15 protein-coding genes are annotated in these 17442 nt (G+C 68.8%); all 15 read left to right on the top strand.

From position 1 onward, the window contains the following. Window positions 1–69 precede the first annotated feature (69 nt). The 15 genes from C0012_RS14035 (at window position 70) to C0012_RS13965 (ending at window position 17169) form a co-directional block, all read left to right on the top strand. On the top strand, window positions 70–810 hold the full coding sequence (locus C0012_RS14035) for an amino acid ABC transporter ATP-binding protein (RefSeq protein ID WP_110590368.1): 741 nt from the start codon (window positions 70–72) through the stop codon (window positions 808–810). Between the two features lie 61 nt (window positions 811–871). Then, window positions 872–1741, top strand: a complete 870-nt coding sequence (locus C0012_RS14030) for a glutamate ABC transporter substrate-binding protein (protein WP_110590369.1) — start codon at window positions 872–874, stop codon at window positions 1739–1741. A gap of 82 nt (window positions 1742–1823) precedes the next feature. Then, complete coding sequence (locus tag C0012_RS14025) at window positions 1824–2471, top strand: amino acid ABC transporter permease (protein WP_110590370.1); 648 nt, start codon at window positions 1824–1826, stop codon at window positions 2469–2471. Beyond that, window positions 2468–3394, top strand: a complete 927-nt coding sequence (locus C0012_RS14020; RefSeq protein ID WP_110590371.1) for an amino acid ABC transporter permease — start codon at window positions 2468–2470, stop codon at window positions 3392–3394. Before C0012_RS14025 ends, C0012_RS14020 begins: the two co-directional genes overlap by 4 nt. A 70-nt stretch (window positions 3395–3464) precedes the next feature. Continuing rightward, entirely contained in the window at window positions 3465–4505 is a 1041-nt protein-coding gene (pheS, locus tag C0012_RS14015) for a phenylalanine--tRNA ligase subunit alpha (protein ID WP_110590372.1), read from the top strand. Then, window positions 4505–7000: a phenylalanine--tRNA ligase subunit beta gene (gene pheT / locus C0012_RS14010; protein ID WP_110590373.1), complete on the top strand. Its 2496-nt coding sequence runs from the start codon at window positions 4505–4507 to the stop codon at window positions 6998–7000. Before pheS ends, pheT begins: the two co-directional genes overlap by 1 nt. 275 nt (window positions 7001–7275) lie before the next feature. After that, a complete protein-coding gene (gene argC / locus C0012_RS14005) occupies window positions 7276–8319 on the top strand; it encodes an N-acetyl-gamma-glutamyl-phosphate reductase (protein ID WP_110590374.1) in 1044 nt (347 codons plus the stop codon). Further along, a complete protein-coding gene (gene argJ, locus C0012_RS14000) occupies window positions 8316–9473 on the top strand; it encodes a bifunctional glutamate N-acetyltransferase/amino-acid acetyltransferase ArgJ (RefSeq protein ID WP_110590375.1) in 1158 nt (385 codons plus the stop codon). Before argC ends, argJ begins: the two co-directional genes overlap by 4 nt. Then, entirely contained in the window at window positions 9470–10372 is a 903-nt protein-coding gene (gene argB, locus C0012_RS13995; RefSeq protein WP_110590376.1) for an acetylglutamate kinase, read from the top strand. Before argJ ends, argB begins: the two co-directional genes overlap by 4 nt. Then, window positions 10369–11577: an acetylornithine transaminase gene (locus C0012_RS13990; protein WP_110590377.1), complete on the top strand. Its 1209-nt coding sequence runs from the start codon at window positions 10369–10371 to the stop codon at window positions 11575–11577. Before argB ends, C0012_RS13990 begins: the two co-directional genes overlap by 4 nt. Then, window positions 11574–12503 (top strand): ornithine carbamoyltransferase, encoded by a 930-nt coding sequence (gene argF / locus C0012_RS13985; RefSeq protein ID WP_110590378.1) that lies wholly within the window; start codon window positions 11574–11576, stop codon window positions 12501–12503. The genes C0012_RS13990 and argF overlap by 4 nt, the downstream gene beginning before the upstream one ends. Further along, a complete protein-coding gene (locus C0012_RS13980; RefSeq protein WP_110590379.1) occupies window positions 12476–13585 on the top strand; it encodes a heparan-alpha-glucosaminide N-acetyltransferase domain-containing protein in 1110 nt (369 codons plus the stop codon). The genes argF and C0012_RS13980 overlap by 28 nt, the downstream gene beginning before the upstream one ends. Further along, window positions 13582–15027 (top strand): argininosuccinate lyase, encoded by a 1446-nt coding sequence (gene argH, locus C0012_RS13975; protein WP_110590380.1) that lies wholly within the window; start codon window positions 13582–13584, stop codon window positions 15025–15027. The genes C0012_RS13980 and argH overlap by 4 nt, the downstream gene beginning before the upstream one ends. An 11-nt stretch (window positions 15028–15038) precedes the next feature. Next, window positions 15039–16340, top strand: coding sequence for a tyrosine--tRNA ligase (tyrS, locus tag C0012_RS13970; protein WP_110590381.1), 1302 nt, complete (start codon window positions 15039–15041; stop codon window positions 16338–16340). Window positions 16341–16401: 61 nt separating this feature from the next. Then, window positions 16402–17169 carry a hypothetical protein gene (locus C0012_RS13965; RefSeq protein ID WP_110590382.1) on the top strand — a complete coding sequence of 256 codons (768 nt, stop codon included), beginning with the start codon at window positions 16402–16404 and terminating at the stop codon, window positions 17167–17169. The last annotated feature ends 273 nt before the right edge of the window (window positions 17170–17442 follow it).

The following is a 17442-nucleotide window of genomic DNA, read 5'->3' as shown; positions in this document are numbered from 1 at the left end:
AATGTAACGCATCTGTTTCGTCTGCGCGTGGCGTAGCAGAGGAGGCCGCGTGGCCCTAGGCTGACCTCCATGGCAGAGCCGCTTGTCGTCATGGAGCACGTCCAGAAGCACTACGGTGACTTCCACGCGCTGAAGGACATTGATCTCACGGTCCATCGGGGCGAGGTCGTCGTCGTGATCGGACCATCGGGATCCGGCAAGTCGACGCTGTGTCGCACGATCAACCGCCTCGAGACGATCACGACGGGGTCGATCTCGATTGACGGTCGCGAGCTGCCCAAGGAGGGCAAGGCGCTCGCCGGGCTGCGTGCCGAGGTCGGGATGGTCTTCCAGTCGTTCAACCTTTTCAGCCACCTGACGATTCTCGAGAACGTCACGCTCGGCCCGATCAAGGTGCGCGGTCTGAAAAAGGCCGAGGCGGTGAAGGAGGCCCGCGGACTGCTGGACCGCGTCGGCATCGCGCATCAGGCCGACAAGCTGCCGGCACAGCTGTCGGGTGGACAGCAGCAGCGCGTCGCGATCGCTCGTGCGCTCGCGATGCAGCCGAAGGTCATGCTCTTCGACGAGCCGACGAGCGCGCTCGACCCCGAGATGATCAACGAGGTCCTCGACGTCATGGTCGACCTCGCGAAAGAGGGCATGACGATGATCGTCGTGACCCACGAGATGGGTTTCGCGCGCAAGGCTGCCGACCGCGTGGTGTTCATGGCCGACGGAGAGATCGTCGAGGAAGCGACGCCGGAGGAGTTCTTTACGAACCCGCAGTCCGGGCGTGCGAAGGACTTCCTCTCGAAGATCCTCACCCAGTAGCTCCCCCCCGGCGCCATCGACAGCACAGCATCCGGCGCCACCACCAACCAGGAGGAATCCCATGCGAAAGTTCCGCAACATCGCAGCAGCCGGTCTCGCCGCCAGCGCCCTGTTCGCCCTCGCTGCCTGCAACAGCGGCACGCCGGGCGACGCACCCGAGCAGGACGTCGCGGAGGACGTCGCGCTCGAAGGCAGCCCGACCTACGACGCGGCCGTCGAAGCTGGCGAGATCTCGATCGGCGTGAAGGAGGACCAGCCCGGCCTCGGCTACTTCGACGCGACGACGGGCGATCGCACCGGATTCGACGTCGAGATCGCGCGCTGGATGGCCGCCGAGCTCGGCTTCGGCGAGGACGAGATCAACTGGGAGGCGATCCCGTCGGCGAACCGCGAGCAGGCGCTCGTCAACGGCGACATCGACTTCTACGTCGGCACCTACTCGATCACGGACGAGCGCAAGGAGCAGATCGACTTCGCCGGGCCGTACTTCGTCACTGGCCAGGGCCTGCTCGTCAGCGCCGACTCGGAGATCGAGTCGGACGCCGACCTGACGAGCGACGTGACGGTGTGCTCGGCGACGGGCTCGACGCCGATCCAGAACATCCGCGATAACTACGACGCCGAGACCCGCGAGTTCGACACGTACACGGCGTGCGTCGACGCGCTGCTCGCGGGCACGGTCGACGCGGTCACGACCGACGAGCTGATCCTCATCGGCTACGCGGCGGCCTACCCCGAGGACACGAAGATCGTCGGCGAGCCGTTCTCGGTCGAGAACTACGGCATCGGCGTGCCGAAGGGGGATGACGCGCTGCGCGGCTTCTTCAATGACACGCTCGAAGAGGGCGGCGACACCTGGACGGCGATCTTCGACCAGGAGCTCGGCGACGCGGGCGTGACGCCCGAGCAGCCTGCGGTCGACCGCTACTGATCGACGGATCCGACCGATCCCGACGCGGTGGCCGGCTCCGGGCCGGCCACCGCACCCATGACATCCCTGAAGGAGGCGAGACGTGGACACCCTGATCGACAACCTCGATCTGTGGATCCCCGCTCTGGGGCGCACGGTGGTGCTGTTCTTCGCGAGCGGCGCGATGGCTCTCGTGCTCGGCGCGATCGTCGGCGCCATGCGCGTCTCGCCCGTGCCGATCGCTCGCGCGGTGGGCACGACGTACGTCAACCTCGTGCGCAACACCCCTCTGACGCTGATCTTCTTCTTCTTCGCCTTCGGGTTCCCGGCGCTCGACATCGTCCGCCTCGATTTCATGACCCTCGCGATCCTCGCGCTCGGCTTCTATACGGCGACCTACGTCGGCGAGGCGCTGCGCGCGGGAATCAACACGGTCCCGGTCGGGCAGGCAGAGGCGGCCCGCGCGATCGGCCTGCCGTTCGGCCAGGTGATGAGCCTCATCGTGCTCCCGCAGGCGTTCCGGTCGATCGTCCCGCCCATGATGAGCGTGCTCATCGCGTTGTTGAAGAACACGACGATCGCCGCGGGCTTCTCGGTTCTCGAGCTGGGATCGATGCGAGCCAATCTCTCGGAGCGTGGTGAGCCGGCCATGATCGTGCTGCTGTGGATCGCGGCGTTCTTCGTCGCCCTCGTGCTGCTGCTCAGCTGGCTGCAGCGCACGCTCGAGACGCGATGGAAGGTGTACCGATGACCTCCGTCCTGTACGACGTCCCCGGCCCCAAGGCCGTCGCGCGCAATCGCGCCGTCGGCGTGCTGACGATCGTCGTCATCGCGGCGCTGTTCGCGTGGCTCCTCTGGCGGTTCATCGACACGGGGCAGCTGACGGCGCAGAAGTGGTCGGCGTTCAGCTACAGCTATCTCTGGACGGATCAGATCCTGCCGGCGCTCGGCAAGACGCTCGGTGCGTTCGCCACGGCGGCGGTCGGGTCGATCGTCTTCGCTTTCGTTCTCGCCGTCGGCCGGCTCTCGGACCACGTCTGGGTGCGCGCCCCCTTCACGGTCGTCGCGGAGGTCTTCCGCGCGATCCCCGTGCTCATCTTCATGATGATCCTCTACTACGGCCTGCCGTCGATCGGCGTGACGATGGACGCCTACTGGGCGGTCGTGCTCGCGCTCATCGCGTATAACGGATCGGTCATCGCGGAGGCGATTCGCGCCGGGGTGGCCTCGCTGCCGACGGGGCAGAGTGAAGCGGCCTACGCGATCGGACTGCGCAAGTCCGGCGTCATGACGTTCGTGCTCATGCCGCAGGCCGTGCGCGTGATGCTCCCCGTGATCCTCGCGCAGCTGGTTGTGACGCTCAAGGACACGGCGCTCGGCTCGCTCATCACCTACGACGAGCTGCTGTATGTCGCCAAGCTCATCGGCGGAAACCTGCAGACAGGGCGGCCGTACATCCCCGCCGCCATCGTCATCGGCGGCATCTACATCGGCCTGTGCCTCATTCTCTCGGCGATCGTGCGCCTCGTCGAGAAGCGCACCTACGCATCCCCGAAGGCGCACAACACCGAGGAAGACGACCCGCGCGCCCACGACGGCACCGTCACGGAGATCATCGCGGCGCAGAAGGGCGCGGGGAAGGCCGATCCCGGCCACGCGCCCGGACAGATGTGACCGGCGCTCGCGCGCCGCGGGACGGGATCCCGGAACGGGGCTCCAGCCGCGCCCCGTAAGATGGTCTCTCGTGTCTGACATGCCTGCGATCACGCCCGAGGGGGTGGAAGCCGCGGTCGCCGATGCGCTCGCCGCGGCCGCCGCAGCCCCCGACACCGCGGCCCTGAAGCGGGCGCGCGCCGCCCACCAGGGCGACGGCAGCCCGCTTGCCGACTTCAACGCGCAGATGCGCCATGTGCCGAAGGAGAGCAAGGCCGAGTTCGGCAAGCTCGTCGGCCAGGCGCGCGGTCGCGTGAACCAGGCCTTCGCGGCGCGGGAGGAAGAGCTCGCGGCCGCCGAGGTCGCCGCCCGGCTCGAGGCCGAGCGCGTCGACATCACGGCGATCCCGAGCCGTACGCGTGCCGGCGCGCGCCACCCGATCGGCCTCATGCAGGAGTCGATCAGCGACCTGTTCGTCGGCATGGGGTGGGAGATCGTCGAGGGGCCGGAACTCGAGCACGAGTGGTTCAATTTCGACTCGCTCAACCTCGACGAGGATCACCCGGCTCGCCAGATGCAGGACACCTTCTTCGTGGATCCCGCCGAGCGCCACCTCGTCATGCGCACGCAGACGAGCCCCGTGCAGATGCGCACGATGCTCGAGCGCGAGGTGCCGATCTACGTGCTCTCGCCCGGCAAGGTCGCGCGCACCGACGAGTTCGACGCGACCCACCTGCCTGTCTTCACGCAGGCCGAGGGCCTCGTCGTCGACAAGGGCATCACGATGGCGCACCTCAAGGGCACGCTCGACCACATCGCCAAGCAGCTGTTCGGCGAGGACGCCGAGACGCGCCTGCGCACGAACTACTTCCCGTTCACCGAGCCGAGCGCTGAGTTCGATCTGTGGCACCCGACCTTCGCGGGCGGTGCGCGCTGGATCGAATGGGGCGGCTGCGGCATGATCAACCCGAACGTGCTGCGCGCTGCGGGCATCGACCCCGAGGTGTACAGCGGGTTCGCGTTCGGGATCGGCATCGAGCGGGCGTTGATGTTCCGCACCGATGTGAAGGACATGCGCGACATGGCCGAGGGTGATGTGCGCTTCAGCGAGCAGTTCGGGATGGTGGTGTGATGCGCGTCCCTGTTTCGTGGCTGCGTGAATTCGTCGAGGTTCCTTCCGGTGCGACGACGGATGACGTGTTCGCGTCGCTCGTGTCCGTCGGCTTCGAAGAGGAAGAGGCCATCGGCTTCGACGTGACGGGTCCGCTCGTCGTCGGCCGGGTGCTCTCGTTCGATGTCGAGCCACAGAAGAACGGCAAGCTCATCCGCTGGTGTCAGGTCGACGTCGGCGAAGACGAACCGCGCGGCATCATCTGCGGCGCCCAGAACTTCCACCCCGGAGACAAGGTCGTCGTGGCCCTGCCCGGCGCGGAGCTGCCCGGTCCGTTCCCGATCTCGGCGCGCAAGACCTACGGGCATGTCTCCGACGGCATGATCGCCTCGGCGAAGGAGCTCGGCCTCGGCGACGACCACGACGGCATTATCCGCCTCGTCGAGTGGGGTCTCGATCCGGAGCCGGGCACCGATGCGATCGCCCTGCTCGGCCTCGATGACGTCGCGGTCGACGTCAACGTCACGCCCGATCGCGGCTACGCGATGTCGATCCGCGGGCTCGCCCGCGAGTACGCGCTGGCGACGGGCGCCGCGTTCAGCGATCCGGCCGACCGTCCGGCTGACGAGGTGCGCGCGGGGGAGGGCTTCCCCCTCACGATCGACGCGCGTCCCCTCCGCGGCAACGCGGGCGCGGCGCAGTTCGTCGTGCGCACCGTGCGCGGCGTGGATCCGTCACGCCCGACGCCGCCGTGGATGCGCGCGCGCCTGCAGCTGGCGGGGATCCGCTCGCTCGGTCTGCTCATCGACATCACGAACTACGTGATGCTCGAGCTCGGAAACCCGATCCACGGCTACGATGCCGACCGTCTCTCGGGCGGCATCACCGTGCGCAGGGCTGAGGCGGGGGAGACGCTCACGACGCTCGACGGCGTCGAGCGCACGCTGAGCGACGAGGATCTGCTCATCACCGACGACTCGGGCCCCATCGGCCTCGCGGGCGTCATGGGAGGATCCACGACCGAGCTGAACGACGATACGACGAACGTCGTCGTCGAGGCGGCGGCCTTCGACCCCGTCTCGATCGCGCGCACTGCCCGTCGGCACAAGCTGCCGAGCGAGGCGTCCAAGCGGTTCGAGCGCGGCGTGGATCCGCTCGTCGCGCACGCGGCCGCGCAGCGTGTGGTCGACCTCCTGGTCGAGCTCGCGGGCGGTACGGCCGGCGACGCAGGGGCCGAGCTCGTCACCGCGCACGAGCCGGCACGCATCGAGCTGCCTGAGACCTTCGCGTCCGAGCTGGTCGGCGTCGATTACACGCCCGAGCGTCAGCAGGACATCCTCGAGCAGATCGGCTGCGGCGTCGAGCGCACGCAGGGGGGCTTTGAGGTGACGACGCCGTCGTGGCGCCCCGATCTCATCGACAAGTGGACGCTCGTTGAGGAGGTCGCGCGTGTCGACGGCCTCGACAAGGTTCCGTCGATCCTCCCGACGCCGCCGTCTGGCCGCGGCTACACGCGGGAGCAGCAGGCGCGCCGGCGCGTCGCCGACGCGCTCGCTGCCACCGGACTCGTCGAGACGCTGTCCTTCCCGTTCGTGGGCCAGCAGGCGAACGAGCTTTACGGTTCCGCCTCCGGCGGCCCGGCTCCCGCCGTGCGCCTCGCGAATGCCCTCGACCAGACGGCGCCGTTCCTGCGCCGGTCGCTCGTGCCGGGTCTCGTGCAGACGGCCCACCGCAATCTCTCGCGCGGAACGACCGATCTATCGCTCTTCGAGATCGGCAATGTGTTCCTTCCCGAGGAGGGCGTGGTGTACGGCACCGACGGCAATCCGCCGCGCGCCGCGCGTCCGTCCGATGCCGTGCTCGACGAGATCCACCGGTCGATTCCGCCGCAGCCCCGCCACGTCGCGATGCTCTTCGCCGGCGATGTCGCGCCCAAGCAGCCCGGTCGCGCGGCCGAGCCCGCGGGCCTCGAGGTCGCCCTCGACGCTGTTCGCACGGTGGGCGAGGCCGCGGGCGTCGAGATCGGCGTGGCGCAGTCGCAGCGGGCGGCGCTGCATCCGGGGCGCGCCGGTGCTCTGTCGGTTGACGGGGAGACGGTCGGCTATGTCGGCGAGCTGCACCCCGACGTCGCGAAGGAGGCCGACCTCGTCGGCCGCGTCACGATCGTCGAGCTCGACCTCGACCGTGTCGTCGCCCTCGCGGGGGAGCGAGTGACGGTCTCGTCGCTGTCGACCTTCCCCGCCGCGACACAGGATGTCTCGCTCATCGTGCCCGCCGACCTTCCCGCAGCCGATGTGCGCGCCGCCCTCGTCGAGGGCGCGGGCGAACTGCTCGAGCACACACGCCTCGTCGATGACTATCGCGGCACGGGCATCGAGGAGGGGGCGAAGTCGCTGACCTTCGCGCTGCGCTTCCGCGCGCCCGATCGTACGCTCACCGCTGCGGAGGCGACCGACGCGAAGATGGCGGGCGTGGAGCTGGCGGCGGATCGCTTCGGCGCCGTCATCCGAGACTGAGGTTCGCACGAGCACGTCGAACCCGTCCGCGGAGCCGCAATCGGTGCCCGCGGACGGGTTCGTCGTCTGCGAAGCGCCGTCGGTCGACGCGAGGTTCTGCTACTGTCGTCCGCATGACCTCGCACGTGGTGGACCCGGCGCTCATTCCGAGCGCCGCCGCCGCGCGCCGACGCACCCGCCGAATCTCGGCGGGTCGCTGCAGCCTGCGTGCCTGACGGCGCGTGAGCGGCCCGCCGACACGGTCCACCGCTCACTCACGCAATAGGGTAGACATCATGACGTACTCGGTCGCCGTCTCTGGCGCCTCCGGCTATGCGGGCGGCGAGATTCTCCGCCTGCTCGCGAATCATCCTGACGTCGAGGTCCGCACGGTCACCGCGCATTCGAGCGCTGGTGACCCGCTCGTGGCCCATCAGCCGCACCTGCGCTCGCTGCGTCATCTCGAGATCCAGCCGACGACACCCGAGATCCTCTCGGGGCACGACATCGTGTTCCTCGCGCTGCCGCACGGGCAGTCGGGGCAGTACACCGACGCACTCGGCGACGCGGACCTCGTGATCGACGCGGGGGCAGACCATCGGCTGACATCGGAGGCCGATTGGAACGCCTTCTACGGCGGCGCATTCCACGATCCGTGGGCCTATGGCGTGCCCGAGCTTCTCGTCGGTGGGGGCAAGCAGCGGGCGAACCTCGTCGGCGCGACCCGCATCGCGGCGCCTGGGTGCAACGCATCGACGGTGTCGCTCAGCATGGTGCCGGGCGTTGCGGCGGGCGTGATCGACTCGACCGACATCGTGAGCGTTCTCGCTGTCGGCCCGTCCGGCGCAGGCAAGGCGCTCAAGCCGCATCTTCTCGGGAGCGAGCTGATCGGATCCGCGAACCCGTACGCCGTCGGGGGTACCCACCGGCACATCCCGGAGATCCAGCAGGCGCTGCGCGCCGCGGGCGCACCGGATCCGCGTGTGTCGTTCACGCCGGTCCTCGTGCCGATGTCGCGCGGGATCCTCGCGACCACATCGGCGCCGATCGTCGATGGGGTGACCGACGCCGAGATCCGCGACGCGTGGGAGAGCGCCTACGGCGACGAGATGTTCGTGCAGCTGCTGCCCGGGGGGACGATGCCGCGCACGTCCGACGTGACGGGTGCCAATACGGCTCTCGTCGGGCTCGCGATCGACAGGGCGGCCAACCGCGTCGTCGTCGCGACCGCCGTCGACAACCTCGCGAAGGGCACGGCGGGTGCCGCCATCCAATCGATGAACATCGCGCTCGGCCTCCCCGAGGACCGGGCACTGACCGTGAACGGAGTGGCGCCGTGAGCGTGACCGCACCCCAGGGATTCGAAGCGGCGGGCGTCGCGGCCGGGCTCAAGAGCACGGGGCGGCCCGATGTCGCCGTCGTCGTCAACCGCGGTCCGCAGAAGACCGCCGCCGCAGTGTTCACGTCGAACCGCGCGAAGGCAAACCCGATCATGTGGTCCGAGCAGGCGGTGAAGGATGGCCGTGCCGAGGCGGTCGTGCTGAATTCGGGCGGCGCGAACTGCTTCACGGGATCCTTCGGCTTCCAGACGACCCACCAGACGGCCGAGCGCGCTGCGGATCTGCTCGGCGTCGGCGCCGTCGACGTGCTCGTGTGCTCGACGGGCCTCATCGGCACGGGCGACGAGACCTTCCGGGCGCGCGTGCTCGCCGGCACGGAGAGGGCCGTCGCGGATCTCTCGGCCGACGGCGGCGCCGATGCGGCGGCCGCGATCATGACGACCGACACCGTGCCGAAGCAGGCCGTGCGTTCGCGGGACGGCTGGACGATCGGCGGGATGGCGAAGGGCGCGGGCATGCTCGCCCCGGGGCTCGCGACGATGCTCGTCGTCCTCACGACCGACGCCGAGCTGACTCCCGCAGAGGCCGACCGGCATCTGCGTTACGCGACTCACCGGAGCTTCGACCGTCTCGACTCCGACGGGGCCATGTCGACGAACGACCAGGTCACCCTTCTCGCGAGCGGCGCGTCGGGCATCGCGCCCGATCCGGACGCCTTCGCCCACGAGCTCACCGAGCTGTGCCTGGACCTCGCCGCCCAGCTGATGCGCGACGCCGAGGGGGCGAGCCACGACATCCGCATCGAGGTGCTGCACGCACAGACGGAGGACGAGGCCGTTGAGGTCGCGCGCTCCGTCGCGCGGAACAGCCTCTTCAAGACGGCGATCTTCGGCAACGATCCGAACTGGGGGCGCGTCCTCGCGGCGATCGGCACGACCGACGCGACATTCGATCCGTACGACGTCGACGTGACGATCAACGGCGTGCGCGTGTGCACGAAGGGCGGCCCCGACCGCCCGCGCGACGAGGTCGACCTGCGTCCGCGCGACACCCACGTGCTCATCGATCTCTTCTCGGGGGACGAGACGGCGACGATCATGACGAACGACCTCACGCACGCCTACGTCCACGAGAACAGCGCCTACTCCTCATGACACCGATCGATCTCCAGCACACGAGTCCCGAGGAAGCCGAGTTCAAGGCCTCGACCCTCATCGAGTCGCTTCCCTGGCTCAAGCAGTATCGAGACGAGATCGTCGTCGTGAAGTACGGCGGCAATGCGATGATCTCGGAGGAGCTGCAGGAGGCCTTCGCCGAGGACATCGCCTACCTGCGCTATGTCGGGATCAAGCCCGTCGTCGTGCACGGCGGTGGCCCGCAGATCTCGAATATGCTCGACCGTCTCGCCATCCCGAGCGAGTTCAAGGGCGGATACCGGGTGACGTCGACCGAGGCGATCAGCGTCGTCCGCATGGTGCTCACGGGGCAGATCAACCCGCAGCTCGTCGCGAAGATCAACTCCCACGGGCCGTTCGCGGTCGGGTTGTCGGGCGAAGACGCGGCACTGTTCGGCGGGCGCCGTCGCGGCGTCATGATCGAGGGCGTCGAGGAGAGCCTCGGCCGCGTCGGCAACGTCGAGACCGTCGACCCGACGCCCGTCCTCGACCACCTGCGGGCCGATCGGATCCCCGTCGTCGCGGGCGTGGCCCCCGACCTCGACCACCCGGGCCACACATTGAACATCAACGCCGACGCGGCGGCGAGCGCGCTCGCTCGCGCGCTCGGCGCGAAGAAGCTCGTCATCCTCACCGACGTGCCGGGCCTCTACGCCGACTGGCCGAACCGAGATTCTCTCGTGTCCCATCTCACGGCGGACGAACTGCGGGCTCTCCTGCCGAAGCTCGAGTCGGGAATGATCCCCAAGATGCAGGCGTGCCTCGACGCGGTCGACGGCGGCGTCGAGAAGGCGTCGATCATCGATGGGCGCGTGCCGCATTCGGTGCTCGTCGAACTCTTCACCAGCGACGGAATCGGAACGGAGGTCGCATCATGACGACGACCGGATGGCAGCAGGCAGCCGAACGCGACCTCATGAGCCTCGGAGGTCGCCTGGCGAACCTCGAGCGTGGAGACGGATCGCACGTCTGGGACGTCGACGGCAGGCAGTACCTCGACTTCCTGGGCGGGATCGCGGTGAACTGCCTCGGGCACGCCCACCCGGTCTTCGTCGATGCCGTCGCCTCTCAGGCGGCGCGGCTCGCGCACGTGTCCAACTTCTTCACCTCGCCGCCGCAGCTTGAGCTCGCCGCGCGGCTCAAGCGCCTCTCCGGCGCGGGCGAAGAGGGGCGTGTGTTCCTCGCGAACTCCGGCGGTGAGGCGAATGAAACCGCGATCAAGCTCGCGCGGCTGCATGGTCGCACGACGGGAGCACGCACGATCCTCTGCCTCAACGGTGCGTTCCACGGCCGCTCGACGGGTGCGCTCGCGCTCACGCCCAAGGCGGCCTATCAGGATCCGTTCGCCCCTCTCATGCCGGGGGTGCAGCCGATCGACCCGACGCTTGATGCGCTCGAGGCCGCGTTCGCGGTCGGCGACGTGGCGGCGATGTTCGTCGAGCCGATCCAGGGCGAGGCGGGCGTCGTCGAGCTGCCCGAGGGATTCCTCGCTCGGGCGCGCGAGCTCACTGCCCGCCACGGGGCGTTGCTCATCCTCGACGAGGTGCAGACCGGTTCCGGTCGGACCGGCGAGTGGTTCGCGTTCCAGCACGAGGACATCGTTCCCGATGCGATCACCGTCGCGAAGGGGATCGCGGCGGGCTTCCCCCTGGGAGCGCTCATCACCTTCGGCGCGGCGAGCGAGCTGTTCTCACCGGGCACGCACAACTCGACCTTTGGCGGCAACCCGCTGGCGAGCGCCACTGCGAACGCCGTCCTCGGGCACATCGAGCAGGAGGATCTCCTGGCGAATGTGCGCGAGCGCGGGGCCGAGCTGCGCGAGCGGGTCGCGGATCTGCCGCTCGTCGCCGAAACACGTGGAGCGGGCCTGCTCATCGGCGTGGTCCTCGACCGACCGGTCGCGGCGGACGTCGTGGCCGAGGCGCTCTCGCGCGGGCTCATCGTGAACGCGCCCGCCCCCGACGTCGTGCGCCTGGCGCCCGCCTACACGATCGGCGACGACGAGATCCAAGAGTTCATCGACCTCTTCGGCCAGGCGCTTTCCGCCACGGCCTCCCGCGAGAATGTGGAGACCCCCGAATGACCCGTCACTTCCTGCGCGATGACAGCATCACGCCGGCCGAGCAGGCCGAGATCCTCGAGCTCGCGAGCGAGCTGAAGAAAGACCGTTGGGCCGAGAAGGCGCTCGAAGGGCCGCAGACCGTCGCGGTCATCTTCGACAAGTCGTCCACGCGCACGCGGGTTTCCTTCGCCGTGGGAATCGCCGATCTCGGCGGATCCCCGCTCATCATCTCGACGGCGAACAGCCAGCTCGGGGGCAAGGAGACGCCGGCAGACACGGCGCGGGTCCTGGAACGCCAGGTGTCGGCGATCGTATGGCGCACCTACGCGCAGAAGGGCCTGGAGGAGATGGCGGAGGGCACGCGCGTGCCGGTCGTCAACGCCCTCAGCGACGACTTCCACCCGTGTCAGCTGCTCGCCGACCTGCTCACGATCCGTGAGCACAAGGGGCGCACTTCCGGTCTGACGATGACCTTCTTCGGCGACGGCAAGAGCAATATGGCGCACTCGTACGTGCTGTCGGGAGTCATGGCGGGCATGCACGTTCGCGTTGCGAGCCCCGAGGACTACCGCCCGCGCGCCGATGTCATCGCCGACGCCGAGGCGATCGCGCGGGAGACCGGCGGATCCCTCACCCTCGTGTCTGATGTGGATGCGGCCGCAGCGGACGCAGACGTCATGGTCACCGACACGTGGGTGTCGATGGGCAAGGAAGAAGAGAAGGCGCAGCGACTGCTCGACCTCGGCGGTTACAAGGTCACGACCGAGGTGATGTCGCGTGCGAAGGACGACGCCATCTTCATCCACTGCCTTCCGGCCGATCGCGGTTACGAGGTCGACTCCGAGGTGATCGACGGTCCGCAGAGCGTCATCTGGGATGAAGCGGAGAACCGCCTGCACGCGCAGAAGGCGCTCCTCGTATGGCTGCTGCGGCAGGGCGAGGCGTAAGCCCCGCGGCCTCTCGTCGTCGGGCGCGGCTCGACGGCCCCGACCGCGAGCCCGGCGTCGATCTGGCGCGCGGTCTCGCGGTCTTCGGCATGTTCGCGGCGCACGTCGTCGTGACGGCCGATGCGTTCGTCTGGGGCGATCCGTCGACCTGGACGGCGGTGGTGCACGGCAATTCGTCGATCCTGTTCGCGACGCTGGCAGGCGTCTCTCTCGGTCTCGTGACGGGCGGATCCGCACCGCACGCGGGCACGCGCCTCGCCGGGGATCGGGCGCGGATCGCGGTGCGTGCAGGCTGCGTCTTCCTCATCGGTGTGCTCCTGCTGCTGCTTCCGGCGCCCGTGTATGTGATTCTGCCGGCGTACGGAATCCTCTTCGCGCTCGCACTGCCTCTCCTGCGCTGGCGGCCGCTGGCCCTTGTCGGGCTTGCCGCCGGGGCCGCGGTCGTCGGTCCGTTCCTTGTCGCAGCGATCGATGCCTCCCCGTTCTGGTATACGTCGGGCGGCCGTGTCGCCTCGGCTGTTCTCGGTTGGCACTATCCGTTCCTCGCATGGATCGCGTTCGTCGCGGCGGGGATCGCACTCGTCCGGACGGATCTGTCCCGGCTGGGGGCCGTCGTCCGCGCCGGGATCTTCGGTGCCGCCGTCGCGTTTGTGGGCTTCGCCGTTGTCGGCCGCAGCGCGAACCCGACGCTCTCGGCGGACCCGCACGAAACGGGTGTCGGCGAGATGCTCGGATCCGGCGGCCTTGCGATCGCGGTCGTGTGCACGTGCATCCTCGTCGGGCGCACCCCCGCGCGGTGGATCCTCTGGCCCGTGCGCGCCGTGGGCGCGATGCCTCTGACGGCGTATGTTGCGCAGCTTCTCGCGTGGAGCGTGTGGTTCTGGGCGCGTTCAGCCGACGGCTCCGCCGTCGATCCCCTCCGAGATTTCCTCGCGGTCGAGCCGTTCTGGCCCCTGAGTCTCTTCACCCTGGCAGGGTGCTCCCTCTGGGCGCTCCTCGTCGGGCGCGGTCCGCTCGAGGGGCTCATCGCGGCGCTTGCGCGGGCCGTGGCGCCGGTGTCCCCGGCTAGGCTGGGCGGGTGAGCACGACAGAGCCCGACAACACCCCGCACGGCACGAACGAGGGCGCCCTCTGGGGCGGCCGATTCGCATCGGGCCCCAGCCCTGCACTCGAGGCCCTCAGCAAGTCGACCCACTTCGACTGGAAGCTCGCGCTCTATGACGTGCGCGGCTCCCACGCTCATGCGACGGCGCTCGAGCAGGCCGGATATCTGTCTGCGGAAGATGCCCGGGCGATGCACGAGGGACTCGACCGGCTCGCGGAGAAGGTGCGCTCGGGCGAGCTCGTGCCGCGCCCCGGCGACGAGGACGTGCACGGCGCGATGGAGCAGATGCTGCTCGACGAAGTCGGCCCCGAGCTCGGGGGGCGCCTGCGCGCCGGCCGCAGTCGCAACGATCAGATCGCGACTTTCGTGCGGATGTACCTCATCGATCACGCCGAGATCATCGCGCGCGAGCTGCTGCAGCTCGTCGATGCGCTCGTCGCGCAGGCCGAGGCGCACACGGACGCGATCCTCCCGGGGCGCACGCACCTCCAGCACGCGCAGCCGGTCCTTCTCGCGCACCATCTCCAGGCGCACGCCTGGCCGATTGTGCGCGATCTCGAGCGTCTGCGCGACTGGCGCGTGCGCGCCGGCGTCTCGCCGTACGGCGGCGGCGCCCTCGCTGGCTCGACCCTCGGACTGGATCCGGCCCTCGTCGCGCGGGAACTGGGCCTCGACCGCCCGGCCGAGAACTCGATGGACGCAACGGCGGCCCGAGACGTGATCGCCGAGTTCGCGTTCATCGCGGCGCAGATCGGGATCGACATCTCGCGCCTGTCGGAGGAGGTCATCGCGTGGAACACGCGCGAGTTCGATTTCGTGACGCTCGACGACGGCTATTCGACGGGTTCGAGCATCATGCCGCAGAAGAAGAACCCCGACATCGCTGAGCTTGCCCGCGGCAAGTCGGGGCGGCTCATCGGCAACCTCACCGGGCTGCTTGCGACGCTCAAGGCCCTGCCGCTCGCGTACAACCGCGACCTTCAGGAGGACAAGGAGCCGATCTTCGACTCGGTCGAGACGCTCGAGCTCGTGCTGCCGGCGTTCACGGGCATGGTCGCGACGCTCACGTTCCACACCGAGCGCATGGCGCAGCTGGCACCGGAAGGCTTCTCGCTCGCGACCGACGTCGCGGAGTGGCTCGTGAAACAGGGCGTTCCGTTCCGCGACGCACACGAGATCTCCGGCGCCCTCGTGCGTGCATGCGAGCAGCGGGGGATCGGCCTCGAGGACGCGGACGATGCGCTCCTCTCCGACGTGTCTGCGCACCTGACCCCCGGCGTCCGCGAGGTGCTGTCGATCGAGGGATCCGTCGCTTCTCGCTCAGGTGTCGGGGGCACGGCTCCCGTGCGCGTCGCCGAGCAGCGCGTCGAGCTCGTCGAGCGTGCGCAGCAGGCGTTCCAGGCCCTCACTGATCGGTAGACTCGGATCCCATGACGACTCCCGCAGCGACCGTGGCTGCTCAGGCGAACGACGCCAGCTTCGACACCCTCTGGGACGAACTGGTCTGGCGCGGCCTCGTGCACGTATCGACCGACGAAAGCGCGCTCCGCGAGCTTCTCGACGGGGATCCGATCGTCTATTACTGCGGTTTCGACCCGACGGCGCCGAGCCTGCACCTGGGACACCTCGTGCAGCTGCTGACGATGCGGCGCATGCAGCTCGCAGGGCACCGGCCGTTGGGACTCGTCGGGGGCGCGACCGGATTGATCGGGGATCCTCGTCCGACCTCCGAGCGCACCATGCAGACGAAGGAGACGGTCTCTGACTGGGTGGCCAAGCTCCGCGCGCAGATCGAGCGCTTCCTCAGCTTCGAGGGCGAAAGCGCCGCGCGGATGGTCAACAACCTCGACTGGACGAGCGGACTGAGCGCGATCGACTTCCTGCGCGATATCGGGAAGCACTACCGTGTCGGCACCATGCTGAAGAAGGACGCCGTCAGCGCGCGCCTCAACTCCGACGCGGGCATCAGCTACACCGAGTTCAGCTACCAGCTGCTGCAGGGTATGGACTTCCTCGAGCAGTACCGTCGTTACGGCTGCGTGCTGCAGACCGGCGGCAGCGACCAGTGGGGAAACCTCACGAGCGGCACCGACCTCATCCACCGCGTCGAGGGGGTCTCTGTCCACGCCTTCGGCACGCCGCTGATCACGAACAGCGATGGGACCAAGTTCGGCAAGAGCGAGGGCAACGCGATCTGGCTCGACGCCGCGATGTGCAGTCCGTACGCCTTCTACCAGTTCTGGCTCAACACCGATGACCGCGATGTCGTCGACCGGCTGAAGGTGTTCACCTTCCTCACGCGCGACGAGATCGCCGAGTACGAGCGCCTCATCGCAGACGAGCCGTTCCGGCGCGCGGCGCAGAAGCGCCTCGCGCTCGAGGTGACGTCGCTCGTCCACGGGCTCGAAGCGACGAGCCAGGTCATCGCCGCGTCCGAGGCGCTTTTCGGCCGCGGCGAGCTGTCCGCCCTCGACGCGGACACGCTCGCGTCCGCGCTCGGGGAGCTGCCGAACGCGACGCTCGCACGCGGGACGTCGGTGATTGACGCCCTCGTGGCAACCGAGCTGGTCACGTCGGCGTCCGAGGCGCGACGCGCGATCAAGCAGGGCGGCGTCTCGATCGACGGCGTGAAGGTCGCGAGCGACGACGCCGTCGTCGAAGGATCCCTGCCGGGAGGCGTCTCCGTGCTTCGTCGCGGCAAGAAGGCCCTGGCCGGAGTGTTTCTGAGCTGACGGACTCGAGGGGTGTGCGGCGGGCGACCGGCGGCTAGCGTGGGCACGGAGGGGGCTATCCATGAGTGAGCAGAGCAGTCCCGAGTGGATGCCGTGGAAGCAGGGTGCATCCGGGGGCGCGACGCCGTCGGCGGATCTCGCCGACGCGGCGACCGAGGAACACGGTGATGCCATCGCCGAGAGGCTCGCAGCGCATGCCGGAGTCGACTCGTCGAGCGCCCGTGCCGTCGTCGAAGCCGCGGCATCGGGGGACGATCGTCGAGAGGCGATGCAGGAGCTCGGTGTGCACATGACGAACGAGTACGCGGAGAAGGTCGGCATCGACATCGAGCGCGCCGATCTTGCGAAGCAGGCCGAGGCGCTCTCGACCGTGGAAGGCCGTCGAGAGGCGATGCAGGAGCTCGGCGTACACATGTCGGGTGCGCTCGCCGAGCGCTTCGGCGTCGAAGACCCCGAGGCGAAGCGCCTGATGGATGCGTCACGCGCATTGCGTACGCCAGAGGGGCGGGCGCAGCTGATGGCGGAGTACGCTGAGGGCCCGGCCGATGAGCTGGTCGGCCGCCTCGCGGGCAGGGGCCTGTCCATCGAGGAGCGCCGAGAGGCGGTGAGCCGGCTGCTCGCGGGCGATGCCGCGAAGCGCGGCCTGAAGAAGGCCGGCCGGGGAGTTCTCGTCGCCGGCATCGTCGCGATCCTCGTCCTGCTCGGCGTGCTCATCGGAGCGGTCGCGATCCTCGGCAGCATTACGAGCGGGGGCGCGGACGCCGTGTCGGCGGCGTCTCCGACACGCCCGGATGTGGCTTCGTTTGTGGCGTGGTCGGGATCTGCGTAATGTATTCCCTTGTCGCCGCCAAGCGGTGAGGTTGAGCCGGAAGGTTCCCCACCCCAGACAGGTGACACCACGAGATACGGCTGGTTTTGTTTCGTTCGTGTGTGGGTTTGGATGTTTCTCGGTTTGAGAGCGTTCAGGTTTCATTCAGGTTCGTTTCGTAAGGTTATTTCTTGTGCCTCAGGGCTCAAGCGGTTGGGTTTTGACACAGCTACGGCGTGTCGGATTTGACAGCGAGGGTCTGGAGGATAAGATAGAGAAGTTGCCCCGGAGGGC

The sequence above is a fragment of the Microbacterium suaedae genome, assembly GCF_003254645.1.
In the GTDB taxonomy this organism is placed as follows: domain Bacteria; phylum Actinomycetota; class Actinomycetes; order Actinomycetales; family Microbacteriaceae; genus Microbacterium; species Microbacterium suaedae.
This window is presented reverse-complemented; position numbering and strand designations above follow the sequence as displayed.

Bases quoted from the DNA above. Each gene is read 5' to 3' on its own strand.
- C0012_RS14035 (WP_110590368.1), top strand. From the start codon at position 70: ATGGCAGAGCCGCTTGTCGTCATGGAGCACGTCCAGAAGCACTACGGT.
- C0012_RS14030 (WP_110590369.1), top strand. From the start codon at position 872: ATGCGAAAGTTCCGCAACATCGCAGCAGCCGGTCTCGCCGCCAGCGCC.
- C0012_RS14020 (WP_110590371.1), top strand. From the start codon at position 2,468: ATGACCTCCGTCCTGTACGACGTCCCCGGCCCCAAGGCCGTCGCGCGC.
- pheT (WP_110590373.1), top strand. From the start codon at position 4,505: ATGCGCGTCCCTGTTTCGTGGCTGCGTGAATTCGTCGAGGTTCCTTCC.
- argC (WP_110590374.1), top strand. From the start codon at position 7,276: ATGACGTACTCGGTCGCCGTCTCTGGCGCCTCCGGCTATGCGGGCGGC.
- argB (WP_110590376.1), top strand. From the start codon at position 9,470: ATGACACCGATCGATCTCCAGCACACGAGTCCCGAGGAAGCCGAGTTC.
- C0012_RS13990 (WP_110590377.1), top strand. From the start codon at position 10,369: ATGACGACGACCGGATGGCAGCAGGCAGCCGAACGCGACCTCATGAGC.
- argF (WP_110590378.1), top strand. From the start codon at position 11,574: ATGACCCGTCACTTCCTGCGCGATGACAGCATCACGCCGGCCGAGCAG.
- C0012_RS13980 (WP_110590379.1), top strand. From the start codon at position 12,476: ATGGCTGCTGCGGCAGGGCGAGGCGTAAGCCCCGCGGCCTCTCGTCGT.
- tyrS (WP_110590381.1), top strand. From the start codon at position 15,039: ATGACGACTCCCGCAGCGACCGTGGCTGCTCAGGCGAACGACGCCAGC.
- C0012_RS13965 (WP_110590382.1), top strand. From the start codon at position 16,402: ATGAGTGAGCAGAGCAGTCCCGAGTGGATGCCGTGGAAGCAGGGTGCA.